Annotated in this window: 24 protein-coding genes and 2 pseudogenes; 14 read left to right on the top strand and 12 right to left on the bottom strand. The window is 54.7% G+C overall.

Annotated elements, in window-relative coordinates:
* Positions 1–9: 9 nt before the first annotated feature.
* From ACR0LI_RS19900 to ACR0LI_RS19865, 8 genes and pseudogenes are all read right to left on the bottom strand, one after another.
* Positions 10–210 (bottom strand): annotated as a pseudogene (locus ACR0LI_RS19900) (transposase); the annotation flags it as partial.
* A pseudogene (locus ACR0LI_RS19895) lies at positions 209–322 on the bottom strand (IS5/IS1182 family transposase); the annotation flags it as partial. The pseudogenes ACR0LI_RS19895 and ACR0LI_RS19900, both read right to left, overlap by 2 nt.
* Before the next feature lie 538 nt (positions 323–860).
* Positions 861–1,670, bottom strand: coding sequence for an NAD-dependent epimerase/dehydratase family protein (locus tag ACR0LI_RS19890; protein WP_171634711.1), 810 nt, complete (start codon positions 1,668–1,670; stop codon positions 861–863).
* On the bottom strand, positions 1,658–2,560 hold the full coding sequence (locus ACR0LI_RS19885) for a hypothetical protein (RefSeq protein ID WP_171634709.1): 903 nt from the start codon (positions 2,558–2,560) through the stop codon (positions 1,658–1,660). The genes ACR0LI_RS19890 and ACR0LI_RS19885 overlap by 13 nt, the downstream gene beginning before the upstream one ends.
* A 51-nt stretch (positions 2,561–2,611) precedes the next feature.
* Positions 2,612–3,607, bottom strand: coding sequence for a substrate-binding domain-containing protein (locus tag ACR0LI_RS19880; RefSeq protein WP_480492529.1), 996 nt, complete (start codon positions 3,605–3,607; stop codon positions 2,612–2,614).
* A 56-nt stretch (positions 3,608–3,663) separates the two neighbouring features.
* Positions 3,664–4,650: an ABC transporter permease gene (locus ACR0LI_RS19875; RefSeq protein ID WP_174818509.1), complete on the bottom strand. Its 987-nt coding sequence runs from the start codon at positions 4,648–4,650 to the stop codon at positions 3,664–3,666.
* A gap of 2 nt (positions 4,651–4,652) precedes the next feature.
* Positions 4,653–6,218: a sugar ABC transporter ATP-binding protein gene (locus tag ACR0LI_RS19870; protein ID WP_480492530.1), complete on the bottom strand. Its 1,566-nt coding sequence runs from the start codon at positions 6,216–6,218 to the stop codon at positions 4,653–4,655.
* 135 nt (positions 6,219–6,353) lie between these two features.
* A complete protein-coding gene (locus tag ACR0LI_RS19865; protein WP_010437239.1) occupies positions 6,354–7,025 on the bottom strand; it encodes a GntR family transcriptional regulator in 672 nt (223 codons plus the stop codon).
* A gap of 85 nt (positions 7,026–7,110) precedes the next feature.
* Here ACR0LI_RS19865 and ACR0LI_RS19860 point away from each other — a divergent pair, with 85 nt between their 5' ends.
* The 13 genes from ACR0LI_RS19860 to ACR0LI_RS19800 all read left to right on the top strand — a co-directional run bounded on the left by ACR0LI_RS19860 (position 7,111) and on the right by ACR0LI_RS19800 (position 17,845).
* Complete coding sequence (locus tag ACR0LI_RS19860) at positions 7,111–8,001, top strand: SMP-30/gluconolactonase/LRE family protein (protein ID WP_480492531.1); 891 nt, start codon at positions 7,111–7,113, stop codon at positions 7,999–8,001.
* Positions 8,002–8,027: 26 nt separating this feature from the next.
* Entirely contained in the window at positions 8,028–9,062 is a 1,035-nt protein-coding gene (locus ACR0LI_RS19855; protein WP_480492532.1) for a sugar ABC transporter substrate-binding protein, read from the top strand.
* An 84-nt stretch (positions 9,063–9,146) separates the two neighbouring features.
* The gene (locus ACR0LI_RS19850; RefSeq protein ID WP_480719106.1) at positions 9,147–10,670 is read left to right on the top strand and encodes a sugar ABC transporter ATP-binding protein; all 1,524 of its coding nucleotides are present in this window, start codon (positions 9,147–9,149) and stop codon (positions 10,668–10,670) included.
* The gene (locus ACR0LI_RS19845; RefSeq protein WP_480719105.1) at positions 10,667–11,668 is read left to right on the top strand and encodes an ABC transporter permease; all 1,002 of its coding nucleotides are present in this window, start codon (positions 10,667–10,669) and stop codon (positions 11,666–11,668) included. The genes ACR0LI_RS19850 and ACR0LI_RS19845 overlap by 4 nt, the downstream gene beginning before the upstream one ends.
* 1 nt (position 11,669) lies before the next feature.
* Positions 11,670–12,458: an SDR family NAD(P)-dependent oxidoreductase gene (locus tag ACR0LI_RS19840; RefSeq protein ID WP_480719104.1), complete on the top strand. Its 789-nt coding sequence runs from the start codon at positions 11,670–11,672 to the stop codon at positions 12,456–12,458.
* Positions 12,459–12,480: 22 nt separating this feature from the next.
* Complete coding sequence (locus ACR0LI_RS19835; protein WP_480492535.1) at positions 12,481–12,975, top strand: lactoylglutathione lyase family protein; 495 nt, start codon at positions 12,481–12,483, stop codon at positions 12,973–12,975.
* On the top strand, positions 12,968–13,999 hold the full coding sequence (locus ACR0LI_RS19830; protein WP_480719103.1) for a C-terminal binding protein: 1,032 nt from the start codon (positions 12,968–12,970) through the stop codon (positions 13,997–13,999). Before ACR0LI_RS19835 ends, ACR0LI_RS19830 begins: the two co-directional genes overlap by 8 nt.
* A gap of 12 nt (positions 14,000–14,011) precedes the next feature.
* Positions 14,012–14,701 (top strand): RraA family protein, encoded by a 690-nt coding sequence (locus ACR0LI_RS19825; RefSeq protein ID WP_480492536.1) that lies wholly within the window; start codon positions 14,012–14,014, stop codon positions 14,699–14,701.
* Positions 14,682–15,602: a 2-dehydro-3-deoxygalactonokinase gene (locus tag ACR0LI_RS19820; protein WP_480492537.1), complete on the top strand. Its 921-nt coding sequence runs from the start codon at positions 14,682–14,684 to the stop codon at positions 15,600–15,602. Before ACR0LI_RS19825 ends, ACR0LI_RS19820 begins: the two co-directional genes overlap by 20 nt.
* On the top strand, positions 15,599–16,225 hold the full coding sequence (locus tag ACR0LI_RS19815; RefSeq protein ID WP_170411673.1) for a 2-dehydro-3-deoxy-6-phosphogalactonate aldolase: 627 nt from the start codon (positions 15,599–15,601) through the stop codon (positions 16,223–16,225). The genes ACR0LI_RS19820 and ACR0LI_RS19815 overlap by 4 nt, the downstream gene beginning before the upstream one ends.
* Positions 16,222–16,923 (top strand): SDR family NAD(P)-dependent oxidoreductase, encoded by a 702-nt coding sequence (locus ACR0LI_RS19810; RefSeq protein WP_480719102.1) that lies wholly within the window; start codon positions 16,222–16,224, stop codon positions 16,921–16,923. The genes ACR0LI_RS19815 and ACR0LI_RS19810 overlap by 4 nt, the downstream gene beginning before the upstream one ends.
* A gap of 9 nt (positions 16,924–16,932) precedes the next feature.
* Entirely contained in the window at positions 16,933–17,451 is a 519-nt protein-coding gene (locus ACR0LI_RS19805; RefSeq protein ID WP_170347546.1) for a 2,4'-dihydroxyacetophenone dioxygenase family protein, read from the top strand.
* Positions 17,432–17,845 (top strand): methylglyoxal synthase, encoded by a 414-nt coding sequence (locus ACR0LI_RS19800; RefSeq protein WP_480719101.1) that lies wholly within the window; start codon positions 17,432–17,434, stop codon positions 17,843–17,845. The genes ACR0LI_RS19805 and ACR0LI_RS19800 overlap by 20 nt, the downstream gene beginning before the upstream one ends.
* A 24-nt stretch (positions 17,846–17,869) precedes the next feature.
* Here ACR0LI_RS19800 and ACR0LI_RS19795 read toward each other — a convergent pair whose 3' ends face one another.
* The 4 genes from ACR0LI_RS19795 to ACR0LI_RS19780 all read right to left on the bottom strand — a co-directional run bounded on the left by ACR0LI_RS19795 (position 17,870) and on the right by ACR0LI_RS19780 (position 21,919).
* On the bottom strand, positions 17,870–19,015 hold the full coding sequence (locus ACR0LI_RS19795; protein WP_480719100.1) for an alpha-hydroxy acid oxidase: 1,146 nt from the start codon (positions 19,013–19,015) through the stop codon (positions 17,870–17,872).
* Between the two features lie 47 nt (positions 19,016–19,062).
* Positions 19,063–20,346 carry a TRAP transporter large permease gene (locus tag ACR0LI_RS19790; protein ID WP_226688646.1) on the bottom strand — a complete coding sequence of 428 codons (1,284 nt, stop codon included), beginning with the start codon at positions 20,344–20,346 and terminating at the stop codon, positions 19,063–19,065.
* Positions 20,347–20,356: 10 nt separating this feature from the next.
* On the bottom strand, positions 20,357–20,842 hold the full coding sequence (locus ACR0LI_RS19785) for a TRAP transporter small permease (RefSeq protein ID WP_170347550.1): 486 nt from the start codon (positions 20,840–20,842) through the stop codon (positions 20,357–20,359).
* A gap of 78 nt (positions 20,843–20,920) precedes the next feature.
* Entirely contained in the window at positions 20,921–21,919 is a 999-nt protein-coding gene (locus tag ACR0LI_RS19780; RefSeq protein WP_480719099.1) for a TRAP transporter substrate-binding protein, read from the bottom strand.
* A gap of 117 nt (positions 21,920–22,036) precedes the next feature.
* Between ACR0LI_RS19780 and ACR0LI_RS19775 the strand changes: the two genes are divergently transcribed.
* Entirely contained in the window at positions 22,037–22,708 is a 672-nt protein-coding gene (locus ACR0LI_RS19775; protein WP_480719098.1) for a GntR family transcriptional regulator, read from the top strand.
* Positions 22,709–22,969: the final 261 nt, after the last annotated feature.

The raw sequence follows: 22,969 nt of genomic DNA, 5'->3' as shown, positions 1-22,969 counted from the left end.
GGTCAGGAATCATAGCCAGTAGATGATGTTAGCTACCAGTGCTATGGCTGAGAGGAACACCTTTGGGCACCTGTTTTATCGGGTTGCCACTCGCCGCCGATCTTTCAGCCTTCCAAACATGATCTAGATCCGATTGCGACGTTTGTAGCGAAGCTTGTCGTTCTTCACTGGTATTATCCGCTGCTTCCGGCTTGGGATGCACCCGCGTATCGCGCCAGCGCAAACCATTGCGATTAAAGAAGACTTTCCCGCTCAATACACGCCGGTCATCGACACGGGGTTTGCCGTAAGACTTTGGGAAGAAAGGCTCAAGACGCGCCATCTGGGCGCCGGTCCGTCAAAACAGATCAGACATGTTCACCGCTCGTTTTTCGAACCGAGAATCAATCAACCCTGCAGAAATCAATGGGTGCTAAACCTAGGCCGGCAAATTGCAATGCGCGGAACGTGAGTGGCGGGTTCTGCAGCTGCAACGCGGCACCAGATTTTTTTGCTGGCGCGGCAGAATCTACTCTGTGCGCACTCGCAGCACAAAAAGTGAATTTACCGGTGTGGGCTCATCGCAGGCGTTCTATGCACATTGGATCAATGACGGTTATCTGAGGGGTTGAAATGATGGTTCGTTCGGTCCGCAGATAAGGCTCGCACTCAACCAGAGATCGCTTCAGATAACACCCGTTCAGCGACGTTTGCGGTTTGTTATCGAAGTATCAAACATCAATGGTTGCCAAATCTGGCGCTCGTTATGTCGCTGTCCGTCGACCGCGAAGAGGACAACGCTGACCTTTTCAGCGCTTACTTCGATGTGAGGTTTCGGAAACTGATTGCGCGACGCGAAAACAATACCCGGGCCTTGTACTCTACCAATCCGGAAAACGTGTTGTGAAATAGCTGGGGAGCCGGACTGTAAACAGCTGCTGCAGCATTGATCTCAAGGAAATGCCCACTGTTATTTTTGCGGGGCTTCCATCCTTTGGAGAATAGCCAATCGCTTGTCGTGTTTCGGTGATGTCCCAGCGCATACCTGGGTTATCTGACATTAGGTTCAGGGCTGCGAAGGAAATATCCTTGGCATCTATTGCGGCGCGCATTCCGCCTAGAAAGTCCCGATCACTCAACCACATTTCCTGACCCCACCGGCCCATCGCCATGTGTGTGCCGGGTTGGTTGCCGTGAGTCCATTGCGTCCAGCCGATGCGCAAGCAGATGACCGACAGTCCGTGATGCTCGGCAAAATAGGCCCCTGTCCGTTCACAGAATAGTTTTGACATGCCATAAGCGTTTACTGGCCCTGGTGATGTCGTGCTGTTGAGCACCTCATGCGTGAACCTTTTGTCGCCGTGAACCCAGTTGGAGCTGGCAAGAACCACGCGGCTGACGCCCATGGCTGCCGCATGGTGATAGAGAGAAAGCGTTGCATCCATATTGTGTTTGATCGCGGAGGCCCAAGTGGCGGAGGGCTCTCGGTCTCCGGCAAGATGCACGATAACGTCCACTCCCTTAAGCAAACTGACCCAACTGCTGTCGTCGGACAGGTCTGCGGTGTGAATGTCGGGATGGTCAACGGGGCGAATGTCGATGCCAGAAACGGTGTAGTCGGGGTCGCTTTCTAGCGCGTCAAAAAGTTTGCGGCCGAGATGCCCACCAGCGCCTGTAATCAGGACATGCATGACAGGAACTCCTTGTTGTTTGCGAGTCCCAATGGCATTTGGGATGCATCTTCCTCCGCCAAGACGCGGAACGTCTGCCGAAAATTCAGCGTTTCATTCGGTGCGAGGTTGCGTGCCGGGGAGTGCCACTCCGCTTCGCAATAGGCGTAATCGCCCGAGTTAAAGACCTCAAACGGAAAGTCGTGTGCAAATTGATCGCCCTGTTGAGGTTCTGGTACTGAGCACATTAGCAACGGGGTATCAGCGCCGCACCGTATCAATGTACGACCGTTGGGGTTCGGTAGCCCGACCTTGAATTCCTGCTGTCTGTTGCAATCCACGACAATGCCGTTGCCGTGCGTAGCTATCATCCCTTCGGCAGAGCCAAAAACAGGATAAAATGCAGGGTCTTCCAATTCGACACCGACCTTGGTGGGGGTGTTAAGCATCATGACTGACCAAATGCCGGTCAGGCGCGAGGAGGTCCCATGGTTGACCACGATGTGTTCTATTTCCCAGCTTTCCGCCGAGGTCAGCGTGATGCGGCGCGACACTGACAAGTGCGAGGTCGGGCATAATGCGCTGGTCATGTCGATACGAGTGCTGCTTCTTGAAGTGATCTGGTAAGAGCCGCTGTCCAACACGGGAAACGGAGCGCCGTTTACCCAGGATGCATCTGGGGCGATCCACGTCTTCTCGCCGCCCCAGAGTGGAAAACCAAATTGTGGAGAGCGTGTGGGCAGATCGGTAAGCCGTGTGTCATCGACATCCAAACCGTCGAGATCTGCGTTTTGAAATAGGAGGGAGCGACCTTGGAAGTTTATATCCCATAAGCGGCCCCCGATGCCGGGCAGGAGTGTCAGCTGCAGATCGTTTTGCTGCAGGTGAAGAACGCTCCATCTGTCCGACATGTACCCCCTCCTATCGGTTCCCGGCGCGACAGAATGCGCCGGGACAATCGCTTAGGTGTGTTTGAACTGGACGACGTTTTCGGCCGTAATCGGCATAACCCCGGTTTCAACACGCTCTGGCAAAGGATTGATGCCAGCCGCCTTCCAATCGGGCAAGACCTTCAGCGCGTCAGTGTTCTGCCAATGCATCATGTGGAAGGCGAGAAAGATCTCAAGATAGGATTTCTGAGCCACAGCGCCGTGAATTGTGCCGTCTTCGATATAGGGAAGCATATCATCATTTCGGTCCATCGCGACGATCTTGATGTCCTTGCGTCCCGCCTCATTGACGGCAATTGCCGCGCCTTTGCCGCTGTCGCCGTCCGTGCCGCCAATGCCAACAATATCCGGGTTCGCCTGAATTGCCTGAAGGTAGGCTGTCGGCGCATAGGACGGGTCGGCCTTATCGTTGACGACGTCGACGACCTCGATATTTGGGTATTTCTCAGCAAAGATTTGTTTGTACCCCTCGACCCGCTCCAACGTGGAGGGGGCAGGGAAAGTGCCGAGGATAACCTTGCCTTTCCCGCCAATCGCTTGCGCGAGCATTTCACCGCCGACACGTCCTGCCTGAACGCCGTTGATACCAAGGAATGTGGACCGGGGGCTGTCGGGAATATCGCCAATACAACATGTGACCGGAATGCCCGCCTCGACCGCACGTTCGACGCCGGGAGCCAGAGTGGCCGGATCACCGGGGAAGATAAGGATGCCTGCGGGACGTCTAGCGATCAGTTCATCCAATTGGCGTGCTTGTGCGGCCGTGTCAAAATCCAAGGGGCCCGTGAATGTGGCCTTGATGCCCATCAGTTCCTCAAGGTCTTCCATTGCATTTCGATAGTCCACCCAGAACGGCACCTGCGTGACGATGGACAGGAACACATACTCCTTGCCGGCCGCTTGCGCCATGGCTTCTTTGGACAGCATGGGCAGTCCGAACGCTGCGGCCAATCCAGCGGTGGTGCCCGCTGTCAGCAGCCTGCGCCGATTCACGTTCAATTCAGTCATCGTAGTCTCCCTGTTTTGGATCTTTGGTTGTTGTTGAGTTTTGGAAAGCTTCGGGATTAGCCCCGTTTGCTTCGGATCAGCATGTCCAAGGCGACCGCTGTAACGAGTACACCGCCGATGACGATCATCTGCCAGTAGATCGATACAGCCAGCATCGTCATAGTGTTGTTGATCAACGCAACGAAAACGACGCCGAGGAAAGCACCAAGAATAGTACCTTCGCCGCCGCGTAGAGATGCGCCACCGATGACAGCCGCTGCCAGAACCTGAAGTTCGATACCGTTTCCTGCCGTGGGCGTGCCGCTCATCAGGCGGGAGGCCAGCAATACACCCGCCAAAGCAGCCAGAATACCGGTCAGTGCGTACAGAATGATACGTACGCGTGTGACATGGATGCCTGACAACATCGCGGCCTTTTCATTGGCGCCGATGAAATAGACCTGACGGAAAAAGCGCGTATGGCGGACGGCCAGGTCAAACAGAACGACGAGCAGAATGGTGAACAAGACGATTACCGGAAAGCCGCCTATGTCAGCTTTGCCGATCCAGGCAAATGATGCCGGCAGGCTTGAGACAGAAAAACCTTCGGTCAGGACAAGAGCGATGCCTCGCGCGATCGACATCGTGCCGAGGGTCGCGATAAGCGGATTGATCCCGAGGCCGGTCACGAGCAAACCGTTGACTACCCCGACAATTCCACCCAACACTAATCCGCATACCACAGCGAGCGGAATTGGCATACCAGTCAAAAGCAGCATGGCTACGACGGTAGAAGACAAAGCCATAACCGATCCAACGGAAAGATCGAACCCGCCGGATGCAAGTAGGATCGCCATACCGATCACGATGATCGCGGTGGGGGCCATGCCCACGGCCACGGCTCGAAAGTTCGAGAAGCTGAGGAAATAGGGATTAACGTTGGACATCACGATGATGATGGCGGCGATCAGAACGATCAGCGTCAGTTCACGAATATCGACAAAAGCTTGTAGAACACGGCGCAGCAGCGGACGCTTCATGGGCAAGTTGGCTTGAGCGGTCATGGTCACGTCGCGACTCCTGATTGATTGGTTTGGGGTGCGTCCACAATTGGAACGGAATTTCCAGCGGCCATTTGAAGAAGCGTGGTTTCGGTTGCCTCAGCGGCTGCGATGTCTCCCATGAGGCGACCGTCGTGGACGACAAGGATGCGGGTCGAGAGAGAGACCAGTTCGGGAAAATCGGATGACACGACGAGGATGGCCATTCCCTCGGCTGCTCGACGCAAAAGTTCCGTGTGGATTTGGAATTTGGCTCCGACATCGACCCCTTTTGTGGGCTCCTCAATGATCAGAAGAGCTGGCGCGCGTTTGAGCCACTTGGCCAACATTATCTTTTGCTGATTGCCCCCTGAGAGATCACCAACAAGTTCGTTAATCCCGCTGGTTTTGACACTGAATGCGTCAATGGCTGTTTGGCTTGCTTCTTTGATCGAGCCCGAACGCATGAACCCAGCAGACGCATGATCGGAAAGACTGGCCGCGATCAGGTTGTCGCTGAGTGATTGTTCCAGAAAGAGGCCTTCAGTCTTGCGTTCCTCGGGAACAAACCCGACCCCAGCACGCATCGCCTGCCGCAAGGACGCAAAGTTAACAGGCTTGCCGTGCAGTCTGATCTCCCCGGTCGCGCCATGCATCAACCCGACAATCGATCGAACAATCTCGCTGCGGCGAGCGCCCATCAACCCTGCCATCCCTACAATCTCTCCGGCTTTAATGGAGAAAGAAATGTCTTCGAATTCATCTGGATGGGTTAATTCTCGGACATGCAAAACCTCTTCGCCGTTAACCTTACCTGACCGCGTGACATCACCGGGGTGAGCGCCGCCGATCATCTCGGCGACGACTTGTTCCTGAGAAGTTTCCGAAACCGGTAAAGTGCTGATGTGGCGCCCATCTCGCAAAACGGTAATGCGATCCGAGATCTGGAAAATCTCGGCCATATGGTGGCTGACATAGACGATGCCAATCCCTTTCTTTGTCAGGGACTTTAGGACTTCGAATAGTGCGTCTACTTCGTCGGGTGCCAATGCTGATGTCGGTTCATCCAGCAAAAGGACGCGGGAATTCAACGACAGCGCCTTGGCGATTTCAACAATCTGGCGGGAGCTTATTGGCAAGTTTTCCACGGGTGTTGAGACGTCGATATCCAGACCGAATTCCGCCAGTAACGCCTCCGCACGGCGGCGCAGTTCAGGCCAGTCAACTACGCCAAACCGGGTGGGTACGCGCCCCGCGTAGATGTTTTCCGCAACAGAGAGGGCGCCAGCGAGGCTGAGTTCTTGAAAAACACAGCCGATGCCCAGGGATTGCGCGTGTGATGGGCTTTCGACTCGCTGTTCCTTGCCGTCGCACAGGATACGCCCAGCAGAAGGTTGGTGAAGTCCATAAAACAGGCCGAGACAAGTGGATTTTCCGGCGCCGTTTTCCCCGCATAGCGCGTGAACTTCGCCGGGTCTCAATTCAAAGTCGACGCCATCCAAAACAATGTTCGTGCCGAAGCTTTTGCCAACCCGATCCAGCTGGATCAGTGGCTGTAGCCCCGGTGAGTCAGGTTTCATTGCTGGCGTCATACAAGCTTCCTCCCGTCTTTTGATTGGCATCTGATATCTCAGATGTCAACTGAAAAAGAAAAGACCGTGAGGTGCCCAAAAGAAAGGGGCGGCGCCGTTCTGGCCCGCCCCCGTCACAACGAAGCTACGTTTTTGCTAGGATGCGGTCGCGCCTTCGAGGACGATGGCGGCGCTTTTGTAGGCTTGTCTGGTGCGGTCAATATGCGCTGTGAGAAGAGATTTGATTTTGGCCATGTCACCTTCGCGAACGGCAATAGCGATTTTCGAATGCTCATCGAAGGAGAGCTCAGTATGCTGTGGCAGCTTCGCCAAATGGGTCCGCAATGCGGCAATCTTACCAATGTAGCGTGTATAGCTGGCCGTCAGGTAATCGTTACCGGCATGTTCAAAAATCAACTGATGAAACGTGGTATCCAGTGAAAGGTAGCCCTTTTCATTGCCTCGCCTGCGTTCCTTCTCCATGTCCTTCACGACACGCTGCATGTCGTCGGCAAGACCTTCCGGGTTCCGCAACAACGCAAGTTCAAAGGCGGCAGTTTCGATAGCCTGTCTGAAATCGCAGATCTGAGTCACTTCCGGCTCAGACAGCGAAAAAACGCGTGCGCCTTTTTGAGGCTCGATACTGACCAACCCTTCGTCACGTAATTGAGCGAGTGCTTCGCGGACTGGCGATTTCGATACGCCCAGCTCTTCGGAGATTTTTCGCTCCGACAAAACCTGGCCCATTTTCAGGGAGCCATCGATAATACTATTCCGCAAATGTTCCAGTGCGAGTTCACGCAAAGACTTGGGTCTCTCAAGCGCCATCTGAGGATATCTCCAAAAAAAGGTGTTGCCAGATGCAAGATATCTGATACACCAGATTAGGCAAGCTGGTATATCAGATATCAGAATGTACTTAGGAGATCAAAAAGTGCGCGCAGAGTTGGTCGTCGATTGTAAGAACCAGCACGGGGAAGGGATTTTCTGGAATCCCGCCGACGGCCTAATCTGGTGGACCGACATTGAAGGCTGTGCGCTTTGGTCATTTGATCCTGCAACGTCAGAAACTGCCTCTCATGAGATGCCGGAGCGCGTGTGTTGCTTCGCGCCGCGCGCGTCTGGCGGTCTGATCGTTGCCTATGCGGATCGAGTTGTCTTGTTCGATTCGCCCAATAGCGAGGAAACCCTCGTGACGCGATTCGAGCCGAACAATCCGGAGACACGGCTTAACGATGGGCGAACCGATCGCCAAGGGCGATTGATTGTTGGAGGCATGAACGAAGTTTCTGGTAAAGCCGATTCGTCAGTCATCTGCGTCGATAAGGATTTGAGTGTACGGACGATTATCGAAGGAGTGTCTTGCGCCAATTCGACTTGCTTTACGTCCGACGGTGAGACGATGTTCTTTGCGGATACCCCGGATCGGGAAATCGTTGCATTTGATTACGACACACGCGGTGGAACCGTTTCGAACCGTCGGCAGCACGCTTCTTTCAATGATGAGCCAGGCTTGCCTGATGGGTCCTGTGTCGATGCCGAAGGGGGCGTCTGGAACGCCGAATGGGAAGGCCATCGCGTTGTTCGCGTCGCACCTGACGGCACGATAGATCGAGTGATCGAGGTGCCGGTCTGGAAGCCCACCTGTTGCGCTTTCGGTGGGCCTGATCTCGACACGCTGTTCATAACGAGCTCAAGGCTGATGAGTGACGAAGCAGCTTTAACAAAAGAACCGGAATCCGGCGGCCTCTTTGCTGTGAAACCCGGCGTTCGTGGCGTGATAGACGCGCCATTCAAAGGATAACCAACGAAATTCTGGAGGAGAAAACTATGTTGAAAACGCTAATGACCACTACGCTTGCCGCGGGGTTCGCCACGCTGGCAACGGTCGCTCTGGCGGAAAATTATCCAACACCTGTTCCACTTGAGGACGGGGCACAAGCGCCAATCGATGCAATAGAACCCAAGAACGATACGTTCCGGATCGCGTATATGCCGCCGGCGACCGAGTTCAACTACTACATCGCCATCGGTGAAGGCATCAAAGCGGTTGCTGCTGAGGCCGGGGTCGAAGTCTTCATGCTTGCGCCCCAGTCCGGTGCGGACATCAACGGCCAAATGGGAATGATCCAGGATGTGCTGACGCAGGATGTGGATGCAATCATCTTTGGGACACACGATGAATTTGCTGCCGCACCATTGCTAAAGCAGGCAGTAGACAAGGGCATGGCAGTTCTGATGATCAATTCGGACATCCCGAACTTCCCGACACCAATTCATGGCGTTGTCGGGTACTCTCAGCGTAACGGCACGCATGCTATCGCTGATTGGGCCATTGAAACTTATGGTGATCAACCGCTGAAGGTCGGCATTATCGAAGGGCAGCCTGGCTATCACTCGACCGAACGTGTGGGCGGCTTCCTCGACGGTATCGAGGGCAATGATAACTTCGACGTTGTGGTATCCATTGATGGTAAATGGAACGTTGAAGGCGGCAACACTGCTGGTATGGATATCCTGCAGTCGAACCCCGATCTCGACATGATCTTTGCGGCGAACGACTACATGATCATTGGGGCATCATTTGCTGCAAAAGCACTTGGCCGCAATGATATCGTCCTTTTGGGCAATGATGGTGACACGTCTGGCCTTGAAGAAATCGCGGCTGGCAACATCACGGCAACCGTCAACACCTCGCCATTCTTAATGGGTAAAGCGGCCATGCACGCAACCATTGATGCGCTCAACGGGTCCTATCCCGGCGGCTGGATCGAAACGCCCACATCAATTGAAGACAAAGATGGTGCGATCAGCGTGCTGCAAGAGCCAGAAAAGCTCTTCCCGCAGCCGTCCAAAGAGTACTGAGCTTTCTCCCCGCTTCCCGGTGGCGCGTGCGCGTGCTGCCGGGTCGCAACTCAACCGAGTTTCACTTTTGTCGAGGCAATCGCAATGACACCCGCAACGCCACTTTGGGAGTTTGTCGATATCACCAAGGCCTATCCTGGGGTTTTGGCGAATGACGAGGTTTGCATCCGGCTTATGCCCGGTTCCATTCATGGGCTGCTGGGTGAAAATGGCTGTGGCAAGTCGACTATGATCAAGACACTGTCCGGCGTGCAGCAACCCGATAGCGGTCAAATCCTGCACAATGGCAAGCCGGTCACGATCAGCGATCCGCAGGCGGCACGTGAACTTGGTGTCGCAACAGTTTTTCAGGAATTCTCGATCGTGCCCACCTTGTCGGTTGGCGAAAACATCTTCCTTGGCAATATGCCTCGGTCCCGCTTTGGCGTGATCGACTGGGCCAAGGTCCACAACGAAGCCGCGCGCGTTTTGGCGGAAATGGATGTCGATGTTTCTCCCGAAACGATCACCGGCTCGCTATCGGTAGGCGAGCAACAACTGGTCGAGATCGCGAAAGCCGTCGCGATGGACGCCCGCATGATCATCCTGGATGAGCCAACGGCGGCATTGGGTGAAGATGAAATTGAACGCCTGCACCAGTTACTGCGCAATATGCGTGAACGCGGAACCGCTATTCTCTATGTGTCGCACAGGCTGGATGAGGTTGAACGGATCGTTGATGAAGTGACGATCTTGCGCAACGGCTGTGTTGTGCGAGCGAGTGGCGAGACCAAGATCAACGTCTCTGAGATTGTCAGCGCAATGGTCGGTGAGGACATTGGTGAGCATTATCCCAAGGAGCAGAACGCGACCAAGGATATTGTGCTAGAGGCGGCGGGTCTGGTCACCAATTCGGGCGTGAGAGATGTATCGTTTTCGTTGCACCGAGGTGAAGTTTTGGGTTTGGGTGGTGTATTGGGCAGTGGCCGCACAGAGATTGCCCGCGCCCTGTTTGGGACAGACGAGCTGGCGGGCGGACAGATAACACTGCATGGCAAACCAGTACGCTTCCGCCGGGAAATCGATGCGATCCGTGCTGGATTGGCCCTTGTTCCGGAGAACCGTAAGTTTGACGGGTTGTTCTTCAATTTCCGCGCAAGCGGGAACGTCACTGCAGCGTCCCTTGGCGGGCTAAGCCGGTTCGGCGTGTTGAATCTTAAGGCGGAAGAGCAAGCCACCCATGACCTGATCCGCGATCTGGAAATCTCGACCCAGGCCGAGGAAAAGACGGTCAACTTCTTGTCTGGTGGTAATCAGCAGAAGATCGTGATTGCACGTTGGCTGTTCTCAGCCTCTGACATCCTGATCCTTGATGAACCGACGCAAGGGATCGATATCGGCGCCAAGATCGCTGTTTATAAGTTGATTAACAGGCTCACGCGGGCGGGAAAATCGATCATTCTAATCAGTTCAGACCATGATGAGTTGCTTGCGATGAGCGATCGGATTGCCGTCGTGCAGCACGGAACGATAGTGCGCACGGTCGATGCATCCGACCTTACGCATGACGATCTTGTTCGCGCGTCCGCCGACACCCCCCAATCCAAGCCTAAGGAGGCTTTCGCATGAAGCGGATCTTTGACACCCAGTTGATCGGGCCATTCGCAGCAATGGTGATTGTCGCACTGATCGTGGCCCTTACGACCGAACGCTTCCTGAACCCGGGCAACCTTTCTAACCTTTCGCTACAGGTAAGCATCGTGGCCTTGATCGCAATCGGGTCTACTATCGTGATCTTCGCTGCGGGCATCGATCTGAGTTCCGGGTCTATGGTGGCTTTGCTGACCATGATCGTTGCGCAAATGTTGAAATTTGTCGGCATTCCACTGGTTCTGGCGCTGCCCCTCATACTCTTCATGGGCGGATTGCTTGGTCTGTTCATTGGGCTGATAACAGCCTACGGGCGTATCCCGTCGTTTATCACGACATTGGCGGCGTTGATTGCCTTCAGGGGCCTTGCCCTGACCTTCAACAATGGGTCTCCGATCTTCTCGCTGGATCCGGCGTTAGAGCCAATCTTCTACGGCAAGCTGTTCGGCGTTCCGATGCCTTTCTTCTACCTCGTATTCTTCTACGTCCTTGCTGCGTTCACCATGAACTTCACGAAACTTGGGCGTGAGATCTATGCCGTGGGTGGTAACCCAGCCGCTGCCGTTCTGACGGGTATCAACGTACGAAAAGTTCAGACGACGACATTTGTCATCGCTGGTTTCATGACGGCTGTTGGTGCGATCCTGATGTCAGCGCGCCTCAACTCTGGTTCGCCCAACTATGGCCAGACGCTGGAACTGCAGGCCATTGCCGCTGCTGTTGTCGGCGGAGCCAGCCTTGCAGGCGGTCGTGGCAACATCCTCGCCACGCTGATGGGGGCGATGACAATCGTTATCGTCCAGAATGGTTTGAACCTGAACGCTGCGCCATCTTCGGTTCAGAACATCGTGTTGGGCCTGATCATTCTGTTGGCCGTCGGCATAGACATGTGGCGCGCGGAAATTTCGGGCTTGATGGGTCGAATGTTCGGCCGCCCTTCATCGCAGCAGTCATCTAACGTTAAGAAGGAGGCCTGAGATGGATCTGGGGCTTAAGAATAAACTGGTCCTGGTGACTGGTTCAGGTTCTGGCATCGGCAAAGCCACTGCCCGGGTCTACCTGGAAGAAGGCGCGCGGGTCATCGTGCATGGCCTGACCGAGGCGGAAGTGTCCGACTGCGTCAACGACCTGTCATCTCTGGGCGACGTTGAGGGCATTGCGGCCGACCTAACCAAGACCTCAGATGCAGAAACGCTGGCGGATTTTGCGCGAGCGCGCGGTGCGGTAGACGTTCTGGTGAATAATGTCGGCATCTTTTCGGTTAAACCGTTCGAGGATCTCACGGATGACGACTGGATGCACTATTTCAACATCAACGTCCTGTCCGCCGTTCGGATGAGCCGAATTTTCCTGCCTGACATGCTTGGCCGGGATAAGGGATCTATCATCAACATGGCCAGCGAAGCGGCAGTGAAACCACTACCTCAGATGGTGCATTATTCTGTCACTAAAACTGCCATGTTAGGTCTGACACGTGGCATGGCAGAATTGACAAAGGGGACAAAAGTTCGGGTTAACTCGATCCTGCCTGGTCCAACCTGGACAGAAGGTGTCGAAGCCTATTTTGACGGCCTCGCCGATCAGAAGGGTGAGCCGCTCGACACGATCGTCGACAATTACTTCAAATTAGATGAGCCCACATCGCTCATACAACGCTTTGTCCAACCAGACGAAGTCGCCCGCATGATCGTCACGATCTCAGCAAGCACAGCCTCCAATGGTTCTGCGCATCGGATCGAAGGCGGCATCGTTCGCAATATTCTTTAACTGCTAACTGGAGGAGCCTGCTATGGCCGCTCTCACTTTCTCTCACATTGGCATCACAGTTCCCGACTTGGAAAAAGCCGTGGAGTTTTATTCCAAGGCATTCGGCCTGTACGTGCTGATGGAACCAACTGAAATCATGCATGACGAAAGCGCCATCGGTCAGATGTGCGACGATGTATTTGGGGAAGGATGGGGAAGCTTCCGCATCGCTCACTTGTCAATGGGCGACGGTGTTGGCATCGAATTGTTTGAATTCCCGAAGACCGTCGAAGAAGAACGACCGTTTGAATATTGGCGGCGTGGCTTGTTTCATTTCTGCGTACAGGACGAGGATCTGGAAGGCCGCATCAAGGTTATCGAAGACCTTGGCGGGCGCCAGCGCATGAGCCAAGTGCGCAAGTATTACCCAGGTGAAAAGCCTTATCGCATGGTCTATATGGAAGACCCGTTTGGCAACATATTCGAGCTCTATAGCCACTCGTACGAATTGACCTATTCGGCGGGTGCCTATGACTGATCGCGCCGCCTTTCCCCCCAGAACGGACAAACCCAAGGTCGTGATAACCGATTACGACTTTGGTGATGTTGCCGTTGAGACGGAAATCCTGGAAGCCGCAGGAGCCGAGGTGATTGCGCTTCAGGCCAAGCGCCAGGAAGACCTGTTTGATGTCGCGCCGCATTGCGCAGCGATGATGAATCAATATGCCCGGATCGGGAAGGAAACGATTACGCGGATGCGGAACTGCGAGGTCATCGCGCGTTATGGCGTAGGCGTAGATATCGTGGATGTCGGCACGGCAACGGAAAAAGGCATCCTCGTTACCAACGTGCAAAACTATTGCACCGAGGAAGTCGCCGATCACGCGATTGCCCTTTGGCTGACCCTGGCGCGCAAGTTGCCTGACTATGATCGGGCCACTCATGCAGGGGTCTGGAAGTGGCAAAGCGGGCAGCCGGTCTACCGGTTGCGCGGGCGGACGATGGGTGTCGTCTCGCTGGGAAAAATAGGGCAAGCCATCGTAGCGCGAGCGCAATCTTTCGGAGTTACGGTCATCGCCTTCGATCCGTATTTGCCAAGAGAAGTCGCGGCAAAGATTGGGGTCGAGCTGGTGAGCAAGCCTGAATTGCTGGCAAGGTCCGACTATATCCTGATGCAGGCGCCGATGACGCCGAACACGCATCACTTTTTGTCGGATGCCGAATTTTCGGTCATGAAACCCGGTGCGATACTCGTGAACACTGGACGCGGACCAACGGTCGACAACAAAGCCCTGTTCCGGGCGCTGACCGAAGGCCATCTGGCAGCCGCAGGGCTCGACGACCCCGAAGAAGAACCGGCCAAGCGCGCCAACTGGACGCCTGATGACAACCCGTTGTTCAAACTGCCCAACGTCCTCGTAACGCCACATGCGGCCTACTATTCCGAGGAATCCATACACGCAGCGCGGGTCACTGCGGCCACTCAGGTGGCCAAGGTCCTGACAGGACAAAACCCCGACTACACAGTCAATGCCGACGCGTTGGCCGTATCTACCGCATAACAGGAGACAAGAATGCCAGACGTCAGCACGGACCTCAGGGTTTTCAATGATTTTGAAAGAAACCCGGAACTTCTCAAAAAATTCGACAAGGTGTTGGAGGCGTACTCTGCTGCTGCCATTTTTGCGGATGTGCAGTACCGAACAGGCGTGATGGACAGCGCCATCAAGCCCGCTTTCCGCGCCAAGGTGACAGGCCAGGCCGTGACGGTTCAGCTTTCAAAAGGTGATCTGGTCGACCCATTGCGAGCGCTTGAAATGGGACAACCCGGAGACGTGATCGTTGTGGACGCGGGTGGTGATCGTCAAACGTCAGTCTGCGGCGGTTTAATGGGTGGCCTGGCCAAGAACCGTGGCATTCGGGGTATGATCGTAGATGGCACTGGGCGTGACACAGATGAGTTGGAAGACATCAACTGGCCAATCTGGACGCGCGCGATCACGCCGCGCGGAACGCACACGATGTTCTCGGAACGTAAAGAAGAACTTTCGATTAATGTGCCCATTGCCTGTGGGGGCGTCGTCGTAAACCCCGGAGATTTCATTGTCGCTGATCTTATGGGCGTCGTTGTGATTCCACAGGAAATTGCCGAAGAAACCGTGCGCCTTGCTCAAGAGCAAGCTGACCGTGAGGAGGAAACCCGAAAATGGGTGGCCCAAGGCAAAACCGTTGAGGATCTGCTGAATGAATTCGGTCGCATCTGAGCCAGCGCTGATCGGCGTAGATTGGGGCACTTCATCGTTCCGTGCATTTCTAATTGGTGCGGAGGGCGACGTGATCGATGGGGTCTCGTCGCCTGAAGGTATCATGCAGGTTGCGGGACAAACCTTTGAGGCGGTCCTTGATCGTCTAATCGGCCCTTGGGTCGCCAACGCTAACCTGCCGATCCTGGCATCTGGCATGATCACCAGCCGCAATGGTTGGGTAGAAACGCAATATGCTGAAATGCCGCTGGGTGCTGGCGGTCTTGCGCGAGCGTTGGTCCCCCACGAAGCGGCCAACGGAGCGCGTATTCATTTTGTGACAGGTGCCTCGACAGAACATGCCGGAGGACCGGACGTAATGCGCGGCGAGGAGACCCAGATCATCGGGGCATCTTCGCTAGGTTTGAGCGAAGGTATGTTCGTGATGCCGGGAACGCACAGTAAATGGGTTCAGGTTGCCGACGGGAAGATCGTGGATTTCTCGACCTACATGACAGGTGAAATCTTTTCGGCGCTGAAAGAACACACAATTCTTGGCACCTTGATGAAGGAGGACACCTTCAGCGAAGACGCATTCGTGATGGGCGTCAAGGCGGGCCTCAGTGGTGAGTCGAACCTGCTGCACAGCCTGTTTCATGTTCGGACGCTTCCTCTCATGGGCAAAATCCCAAAGGTTGCCACGGCCGACTACTTGTCGGGCTTGTTGATCGGGACCGAGGTTGCTGCCGCGACCGGCGAAGTAAAAGACGTCGGCACGATCACTGTTGTTGGACGTAGCGATTTGTCCGTCCGATACGAAATAGCGCTTCGAACTGCTGGTTTCGACAGCCGTCGCGCGCCAGATGATATCGTTGCGAAAGGGCATTTTCTGATTGCTCGCGCTGCGGGGTTGGTTGGATGATTGACCTCACCGCAGCTCTTGCTGAGAACCCGCTGATTGCGATTTTGCGGGGGCTAGCACCAGAAAATGCGCGCCCGGTGTCTGATGTACTCTTCGATGCCGGGTTTCGGATAATCGAAGTGCCACTCAACTCACCGGACCCGCTGGAATCGATAGGGCAGATCGCCGTGAAACATGGCGCTCAAACCATCGTCGGCGCTGGCACAGTGTTGACTGTGGATCAGGTCGCGGCGGTTGCTGATGCAGGCGGGCGGATCATCGTGTCGCCCAATATGAACCCGGACGTCGGGCGCGCAGCTGTCGCTCGGGATCTTTATTGGTGTCCAGGAGTCATGACGCCCTCCGAGGCCTTTACGGCGTTGGATATCGGAGCATCGGTCCTCAAATTCTTTCCGGCGGAAATGGTGCCGCCAGCTGCCATTGCTGCCATGCGCGCCGTATTGCCTACAGACGCAGTCGTCGCTGCGGTAGGCGGCATAACGCCGGATACGATGGCGTCGTATCATGCCGCGGGTGTAGATGGATATGGGCTGGGGTCCGCGCTGTTCAAACCGAGCTATACATTGGATGAAATCGGCAGGCGCGCGCGCGCCTTCATCAGTGTATTGGAGGAACTTGGATGAAACAGGCCCTAGTAACGGGCGGTACGCGAGGGATTGGTGCGGGTGTTGCGCGGTCGTTGGCAGACGCAGGTTGGTCCGTCATCGCCGCATCCGCCTCCCAATCCGAATTGGAGGCATTCGAGCCTCAGGACGGGTTAAAGGTGCAGCTCTTGGATGTCACCGACCAGACGTCCATCAATGATGTATTCGGCGAACTCACGGGTCTCGATGCTTTGGTGAACTGCGCGGGTATTCTTTTGCGTGGCGAAGAATATGACATCGACGTCTTCGCCAAGGTGCTCGATGTGAATCTGACAGGCACCATGCGCTGCTGTCTTGCCGCGCATCCATTGTTGGCTGAAGCGAGTGGGGCCATCGTCAACACCGCCTCTATGCTCAGTACCTTTGGTGGGCCTTTGGTTCCGGCGTATTCCGCTTCCAAGGGCGGCGTGGCACAGTTGACCAAGGCGCTCGCAGGTCGCTGGGCCGAAGACGGTATCCGGGTCAATGCCATCGCGCCGGGTTGGATTGAGACAGAGATGACCCAGGGCCTTCGGGAAGACCCTGAACGAACAGCGGGGATCATGGCGCGTACGCCTATGAAGCGCTGGGGGAAACCCGAAGAAGTCGGTGCGCTTGTGCAATGGCTTTTGAGTGAAAACGCCAGTTTTGTGACCGGATCGATCTATCCGGTCGATGGCGGTTATCTCGCTATGTGAGGAAAATCAATGAATGACGATGACACCGCCCGAATGCCATATCAATTGCCATTCCCCAAGGATGCGCAAGACGAGATCGTGATCCCGAATGCCATGAGTGAGGACGACAGACTATGGGTTCCGCAGGCAGAGAACGTCTGGTTCCGACCGCTCTGCCTGAACCGCTCGCAAGGTTATTGGATGAACCTCCTCAAAGTACGCAAAGCTGGTGTTCTTTCGCGGCACCGCCATCCACAGCCAGTCCACGGTTTTGTCCTGAAAGGGCGCTGGCATTATCTGGAACATGATTGGGTTGCGGAAGAAGGGGGATATGTCTTTGAGCCGCCGGGTGAGACTCATACTTTGGTCGTTCCCGACGATGTCGAAGAGATGGTCACCTATTTCCAGGTCAATGGCGTGATGTGCTATGTTGATCCGTGGGGCAAGGTCACTGGCTACGAAGATGTCTTTACCAAGATTGATCTGTGCCGAAAACACTTCGCGGAAGTCGGTCTTGGAGAAGATTACGTTGAACAATTCATCAGGTGATGCGCCCCGTTTCGCGCTCGTGGCCCATGATGCGCGAAAGGACGAAATCGTTGAATGGGTGGGTCTGCAATTGGCCCGCCTGTCCAGAGTACAAATCTTTTCGACAGGGACCACCGGCAGTCGCATTAAGCAAGCCTATCCAGAACTGGATGTTACCTGCTTGAAAAGCGGACCACTCGGAGGCGACCAACAGATCGGCGCCATGATCTGCGAAGAGAAACTGGATGCACTGGTTTTCTTTGTCGACCCTCTGTCGCCCATGCCACACGACGTCGACGTTAAGGCTCTGACCCGTCTCGCAACGGTATATAATCTGCCAATGGCATGTTCGCGCTCAACTGCGGATCTGATCGTGAAGGGGCTGATTGACGGGGATGACAACACGCCTGTCTGATCCGCCGCACGCCGTAATTGCCGATCAGCTGGTACTCAGAAGGTGCTCTGTCAGACTGCCGAAGTTTTCGCTGCCAAGCTGGCTCATGTTGGCCTCAATGTCAGCTTTCAGGATGTGAACGAGATGGTCGATCCCTCGTGCTCCGAACGCTGCAACGGCATATTGAAAGGCGCGTCCGACCATGACGAAATCTGCACCTTTCGCCAGGGCACGCATGATGTCCAATCCCCAGGCAACGCCAGAGTCATAGATCAGTGGCACATCTGTTCCGACCGCCTCGCGGATGTTCGGGAGTTGGTCAATCACGGCGGGCCCGGCTTCGAATTGACGCCCGGAGTGGTTTGAGACCCAGATGCAATCCACACCCTCGGCCACCATTTTTTGTGCATCCTCTGGCCGCAAGACACCCTTGACGATCAGGTGACCCTCCCATTCCTGTCTCAGTTCGCGCAGGTAGTCCCAATCTGGAATCCCACGGATCAGAGCGCCTGCATGGGTAAAGCTTTCTCGCCCGCGGGTCGGGACGTAATCGTCAAAGAACCGCATACGTGGCATGATGCCCTCGCGCAGATGTGCAAGGCACCAGGCGGGTCGTGATGCCATTTCAGTCAGCGTGCGCAGGTCAGCTTTTGGAGGCACCGTCAGATTGGCACGGCGCTGTCGTTCGCGCCGGCTCTCTTCTGGAACGTCCACCGTGATAATCAGCGTATGAAATCCCGCTGCCTTTATCCTCGGAAGCATTGCGCGGCGCAACTCGCCGGACTTTACCGGGTAATGCTGAAACCATCCGTTTTTGCCAATGTAGGGCGCCACATCCTCCGGTGAAGCAACCGCCACGCTGGACAACGAGAACGGAATGTTGTGAGCAACCGCTGCCTTGGCAAGCATCCGCTCTGCTCCTGCCCACATCAGGCCGGACATGCCTACCGGTGCTATCCCGAAAGGCAGGTCGTATTTTTGACCCATCAATGTAGTCTGCAGTTCGGCCTTTGTTCGGCCACATAGCACACGCGGCATGAATCCTATGGCATCGAGTGCGTCACGGTTGACCTTCAGTCCCAGCTCCCGGCCGGTCGCGCTGTCGAGGTATTCGAAAGCAAACTTCGGAATGCGCTTCTGTGCGGTTCGCCGAAGGTCTTCTATCGACGGGTGAGAAAGGTCCAGATCCATCCGGGTCCTCTGGTGTTGTTGTCTAACGTTAGAAGGGCTTCAGCCGGTCACCAAAGGGATGGCAAGGCCAAGGAAATTGCGGGCACATAAGTGATGAACATCAACAAGATCAGCATGCCGGCAAAGAATGGCAGGATTGCCCGGCTGAGGCTTTCGATGGAAACCTTGGAAATGCTGCTGGCCACGAACAGGTTTACACCCAATGGCGGTGTGCAGAACCCAATGGCCAGGTTGACCGTCAAGATGACACCAAAAACGATCGGATCGACCCCCAGTGCGGTTGCAACCGGCAGCAGGATCGGCGTCATGATGATGATCGAAGAAATCGTCTCCATGAACATGCCGATCACCAGCAATAGCAGATTGATCAGCAACAGAATGATGATCGGATTGTCGGACAGGCTGGTGATTGTTGTTGCGAGCTCTGTCGGGATTCTTGCGAGCGTGATCAACCTGCCAAAGGCGGTCGCCATGATCACCAATATCAGAATGGTCCCGCTGGTCTTCGCACTGCCCGCCAAAACCTCTGGCAGGTCCTTGAGGGTGATGTCGCCATAGACGAATATGCCGATGAAAGCGGCATAGACTACGGCCACGGCACCGGCTTCGGTTGGGGTGAAGATACCGCTGTAGATGCCCCCAAGAATAATCACGGGTACGAGAAGCGCCCAGATGGAAGACCGGAAGCTCTGCCAGACGCCCGGACCTGAGAACGTAGTCGTCGATTGGTGAACAACCTCGTCCTTTCGCAGCAGAACACGAGCGACCAACATGAACATGAGGGCAAAAAGGATGCCAGGAACAACGCCTGCAAGAAACAGTTTGCCGATCGAAACCTCGGCAGTTACCCCATATATGATGAATGGAATACTTGGCGGTATCATAACGCCGATCATTCCTGAGGATGCTGTCAATGCGCCGCTGAATTTGCGCGTATAGCCGACCTTTTCCATCTCAGGGATCATGTTCGATCCGATGGCGGCTACGGTCGCGGGAGACGAGCCGGATATGGCGGCAAAAAACACACAGGCGAGTACGTTCACATAAGCAAGCCCACCGCGGATATGCCCGATCAGTGCGTTAGCGAACCCAACCAGTCGACGAGACATTCCGCCGTGCTGCATCAGGTCGCCTGCCAATATGAACAGAGGGACGGCAATTAGAGGAAACGAGTCCGCGCCAGTTACCACCGACCGTGCCAGAAGAACCATGGGTGGCGTGCCATCCACAAAGACCATCACAATCATAGTGGCCAAGCCCAGACAGATGCCAATAGGCACGCTGAAGAGCAACAAGGCAAATAGCGTCAGGAAAAGTGTTGTTGCAAGCATGCCGGGTTCCTCACGCTTTGGTTCCTGCGATCAGACGCAGGGTTCGGAACAGATGTTGAGTGACGCGGATCGCGGACAGGCCCGCGCCAATCGGCGCCGAAGCATAAAGGATCGGAATCGGTAGCCCCAAAACGACCGAAGTCTGGCTGGCGACAAAAGGCTGTCGGATAAGCTTGATGCATTCAATTGTCAGAACGATCAGAAATCCAAGGACAAGAAGCGCGATCACAACATCCGCGTAAAGCCTTGCGCGCTCGCTAAGGACATCACGCAGGACCGTGATACGCACATGATCGCCTGTGTGGAACGCATAGCTGACGCCTAGCCAGACAAACCATACAAACAGCCAAAGCGTTAGCTCTTCGCCCCATGAAAGAGAGGCATTCAGAATGTAGCGCATGAACACATTTCCAAAGATCAACAAGACAATCGCGGCCAAAAGTGCACTGGCTAAGACCTTTTCGGCATTCATATCGATCCATTTGATAACCGACACCGTTCACCTCCCCTTGAACGAAAGGGGCACCCGAACTTTCATGGCGCGGGTGCCCGTATTGGCTGAGTAGTCCGAGGGTCAGCTTTCGCTCGCTGCGGAAACCGCTGCTACCCAGTCGTCATAGGCTTCAGCGCCAACCTCGTCGCGATACTGCAGACGGACGCTTTCGGTTTTGTCGGCAAAGGCCTGTCGCTGCTCTGCAGTCAGTTCCAGAACCTCGACACCAGCAGCACGAATCTGTTCCAGTTGTTCCGCATCTTCGCTCGCGACCAGTTCAGCCTGATATTCACGTGCGGCGGCCATCGAGTCCCGGACCAGTTTCTGATGCTCTGCGGACAGCGAGTCAAAGAACGGTTTGGAGATGACGGGCATATAGACCGCAAAGACATGGCCCGTGGTCGAAAGGTATTTCTGAACCTCGTAGAAACGCTGTGAGGTAATGATCGCCAGTGGGTTTTCCTGGCCGTCGATCACGCCTTGCTGGAGAGCAGAATAGACCTCACCAAAGTTCATTGGCGTCGGGTTGGCCCCGAGCGTTTCGAATGTCGCCACATGCGCCGGAACCTTCATGGTACGCAGCTTGACACCCTCGAGATCCGCAGGGGTTGCAACCGGACGGACATTGTTGGTCACATTGCGTACACCCAATTCAAGCCAGCCAAGACCGACCAATCCCTGGTTTTCGACCCGTGCAAGCATCCCATCACCAGCATCACCATCAAGAACATCAAAGGCGATGTCCTTGGAGGAATACATGTAGGGCAGTTCAATTACTGCAAAAGCCGGATCCCAGCCCGCGAAGAAAGAGGAAGGAGGAATGGCCATTTCCAGAACGCCGGTTTGAACACCTTCGATCATTTCGCGATCAGGGCCCATCTGCGACGAAGGGAATATCTGTACGTCGATCTCACCATTCGAGCCAGCTTCGACCAGTTCTTCAAATTTCAGTAGCGCGCGATGCATATGAAACGCTTCTGCTGCGCCATGCCCAACCTTAATGACTGTTTCAGCGGATGCTGCAAAAGTAAGCCCGGCTGAGATGACGACGCCAAGCGCCAATGTTGATTTCTTGAACAAGGTATCCTCCCACGGATTTAGTTATTTTCGATCTATTATCTGAGATATCAGATATAATATAGAAATCAAGCTTACATGTGCTATTGTGTTAGAGAGACGAAATAGGACGAAGTGAAAATGACCGAGATTTTGCCGATTAAGCGCCCGGATTCGTTGAGTAAAACTGCTGAAGAGCATATCCGGAAAGGCATAATCAATGGCACGTTTCAATTGGGTGAATCGTTGCCGGAAGTGAAGTTGTCAAATGCCATGGGCATCAGCAAAACTCCGATTCGCGAAGCTCTATCAGCTTTGAATCTTCAGGGCCTCGTTCAGATCTTTCCTCATCGAGGAGCCTTTGTATTCTCTCTTTCTCAAGAGGACGTAGTGCAACTTTGCCAGTATCGGCTCATCCTAGAATCTGCAGCTTTGGAGCAGGCGCTTGAAAAGAACCCGTCGGTTCTGATCAATGAGCTGGCTACAATTGTTTCTAAGATGTCAGAAGCGCTGGAAGCGGATGAATTCGAGCAGTACTTGGAACTTGACGCCGAGTTTCACGACGCGTTTTTCAGGTCCTGCGGAAACAGTTACCTGCGGGATGGATATCAAAAAGTCAGTGATATCGTCCAAACTATGCGGACACATCTGTCAAAGCGTTCCAATCGAACGAAGAAATCTTACAAGGAACATCAAGCGATCACATCGCTATTGGGCGAGGGTAAAGTAAAAGCTGCAACGAACACCCTCAAACGTCAAATCACTCGCGGTGAGCGTTCTTATTCTGATTTGGTTGGTCTAAGGCAAGCATAGGTGCCCACCATTTGGTCACGATGTTCACCAAAAGCGCATCTGGCAGCAAATCTAATGCCGCGTGCGTGGGCAACATAAGTTCAAAGTGGCGGAGTTGGGCTGTTCTTAGACAAGGGCCGTGGCCACGATTAGAGGGCGGTTTTTGTGTTGGGTCAGAAATGCTTGACGATTGGGTCAGAAATGAATGACGTGATTAGCCGATTTATTGAGGTTTTGTCTGTCGGTTGAGTCAAATATCAGTGACGTTCCACATTTCCTTGT

The organism is Ruegeria sp. CL7, from assembly GCF_056536445.1.
The sequence above is the reverse complement of the archived record's forward strand: the minus strand, read 5'-3'. Positions and strand labels throughout refer to the sequence as shown.

Coding starts and splice junctions, on each gene's coding strand:
- ACR0LI_RS19885 (WP_171634709.1), bottom strand. CDS start 2,560: ATGTCGGACAGATGGAGCGTTCTTCACCTGCAGCAAAACGATCTGCAG.
- ACR0LI_RS19790 (WP_226688646.1), bottom strand. CDS start 20,346: ATGCTTGCAACAACACTTTTCCTGACGCTATTTGCCTTGTTGCTCTTC.
- ACR0LI_RS19805 (WP_170347546.1), top strand. CDS start 16,933: ATGAATGACGATGACACCGCCCGAATGCCATATCAATTGCCATTCCCC.
- ACR0LI_RS19775 (WP_480719098.1), top strand. CDS start 22,037: ATGACCGAGATTTTGCCGATTAAGCGCCCGGATTCGTTGAGTAAAACT.
- ACR0LI_RS19840 (WP_480719104.1), top strand. CDS start 11,670: ATGGATCTGGGGCTTAAGAATAAACTGGTCCTGGTGACTGGTTCAGGT.
- ACR0LI_RS19855 (WP_480492532.1), top strand. CDS start 8,028: ATGTTGAAAACGCTAATGACCACTACGCTTGCCGCGGGGTTCGCCACG.
- ACR0LI_RS19825 (WP_480492536.1), top strand. CDS start 14,012: ATGCCAGACGTCAGCACGGACCTCAGGGTTTTCAATGATTTTGAAAGA.
- ACR0LI_RS19880 (WP_480492529.1), bottom strand. CDS start 3,607: ATGACTGAATTGAACGTGAATCGGCGCAGGCTGCTGACAGCGGGCACC.
- ACR0LI_RS19795 (WP_480719100.1), bottom strand. CDS start 19,015: ATGGATCTGGACCTTTCTCACCCGTCGATAGAAGACCTTCGGCGAACC.
- ACR0LI_RS19890 (WP_171634711.1), bottom strand. CDS start 1,670: ATGCATGTCCTGATTACAGGCGCTGGTGGGCATCTCGGCCGCAAACTT.
- ACR0LI_RS19835 (WP_480492535.1), top strand. CDS start 12,481: ATGGCCGCTCTCACTTTCTCTCACATTGGCATCACAGTTCCCGACTTG.
- ACR0LI_RS19870 (WP_480492530.1), bottom strand. CDS start 6,218: ATGACGCCAGCAATGAAACCTGACTCACCGGGGCTACAGCCACTGATC.
- ACR0LI_RS19810 (WP_480719102.1), top strand. CDS start 16,222: ATGAAACAGGCCCTAGTAACGGGCGGTACGCGAGGGATTGGTGCGGGT.
- ACR0LI_RS19830 (WP_480719103.1), top strand. CDS start 12,968: ATGACTGATCGCGCCGCCTTTCCCCCCAGAACGGACAAACCCAAGGTC.
- ACR0LI_RS19815 (WP_170411673.1), top strand. CDS start 15,599: ATGATTGACCTCACCGCAGCTCTTGCTGAGAACCCGCTGATTGCGATT.
- ACR0LI_RS19860 (WP_480492531.1), top strand. CDS start 7,111: ATGTACTTAGGAGATCAAAAAGTGCGCGCAGAGTTGGTCGTCGATTGT.
- ACR0LI_RS19875 (WP_174818509.1), bottom strand. CDS start 4,650: ATGACCGCTCAAGCCAACTTGCCCATGAAGCGTCCGCTGCTGCGCCGT.
- ACR0LI_RS19850 (WP_480719106.1), top strand. CDS start 9,147: ATGACACCCGCAACGCCACTTTGGGAGTTTGTCGATATCACCAAGGCC.
- ACR0LI_RS19820 (WP_480492537.1), top strand. CDS start 14,682: ATGAATTCGGTCGCATCTGAGCCAGCGCTGATCGGCGTAGATTGGGGC.
- ACR0LI_RS19845 (WP_480719105.1), top strand. CDS start 10,667: ATGAAGCGGATCTTTGACACCCAGTTGATCGGGCCATTCGCAGCAATG.
- ACR0LI_RS19865 (WP_010437239.1), bottom strand. CDS start 7,025: ATGGCGCTTGAGAGACCCAAGTCTTTGCGTGAACTCGCACTGGAACAT.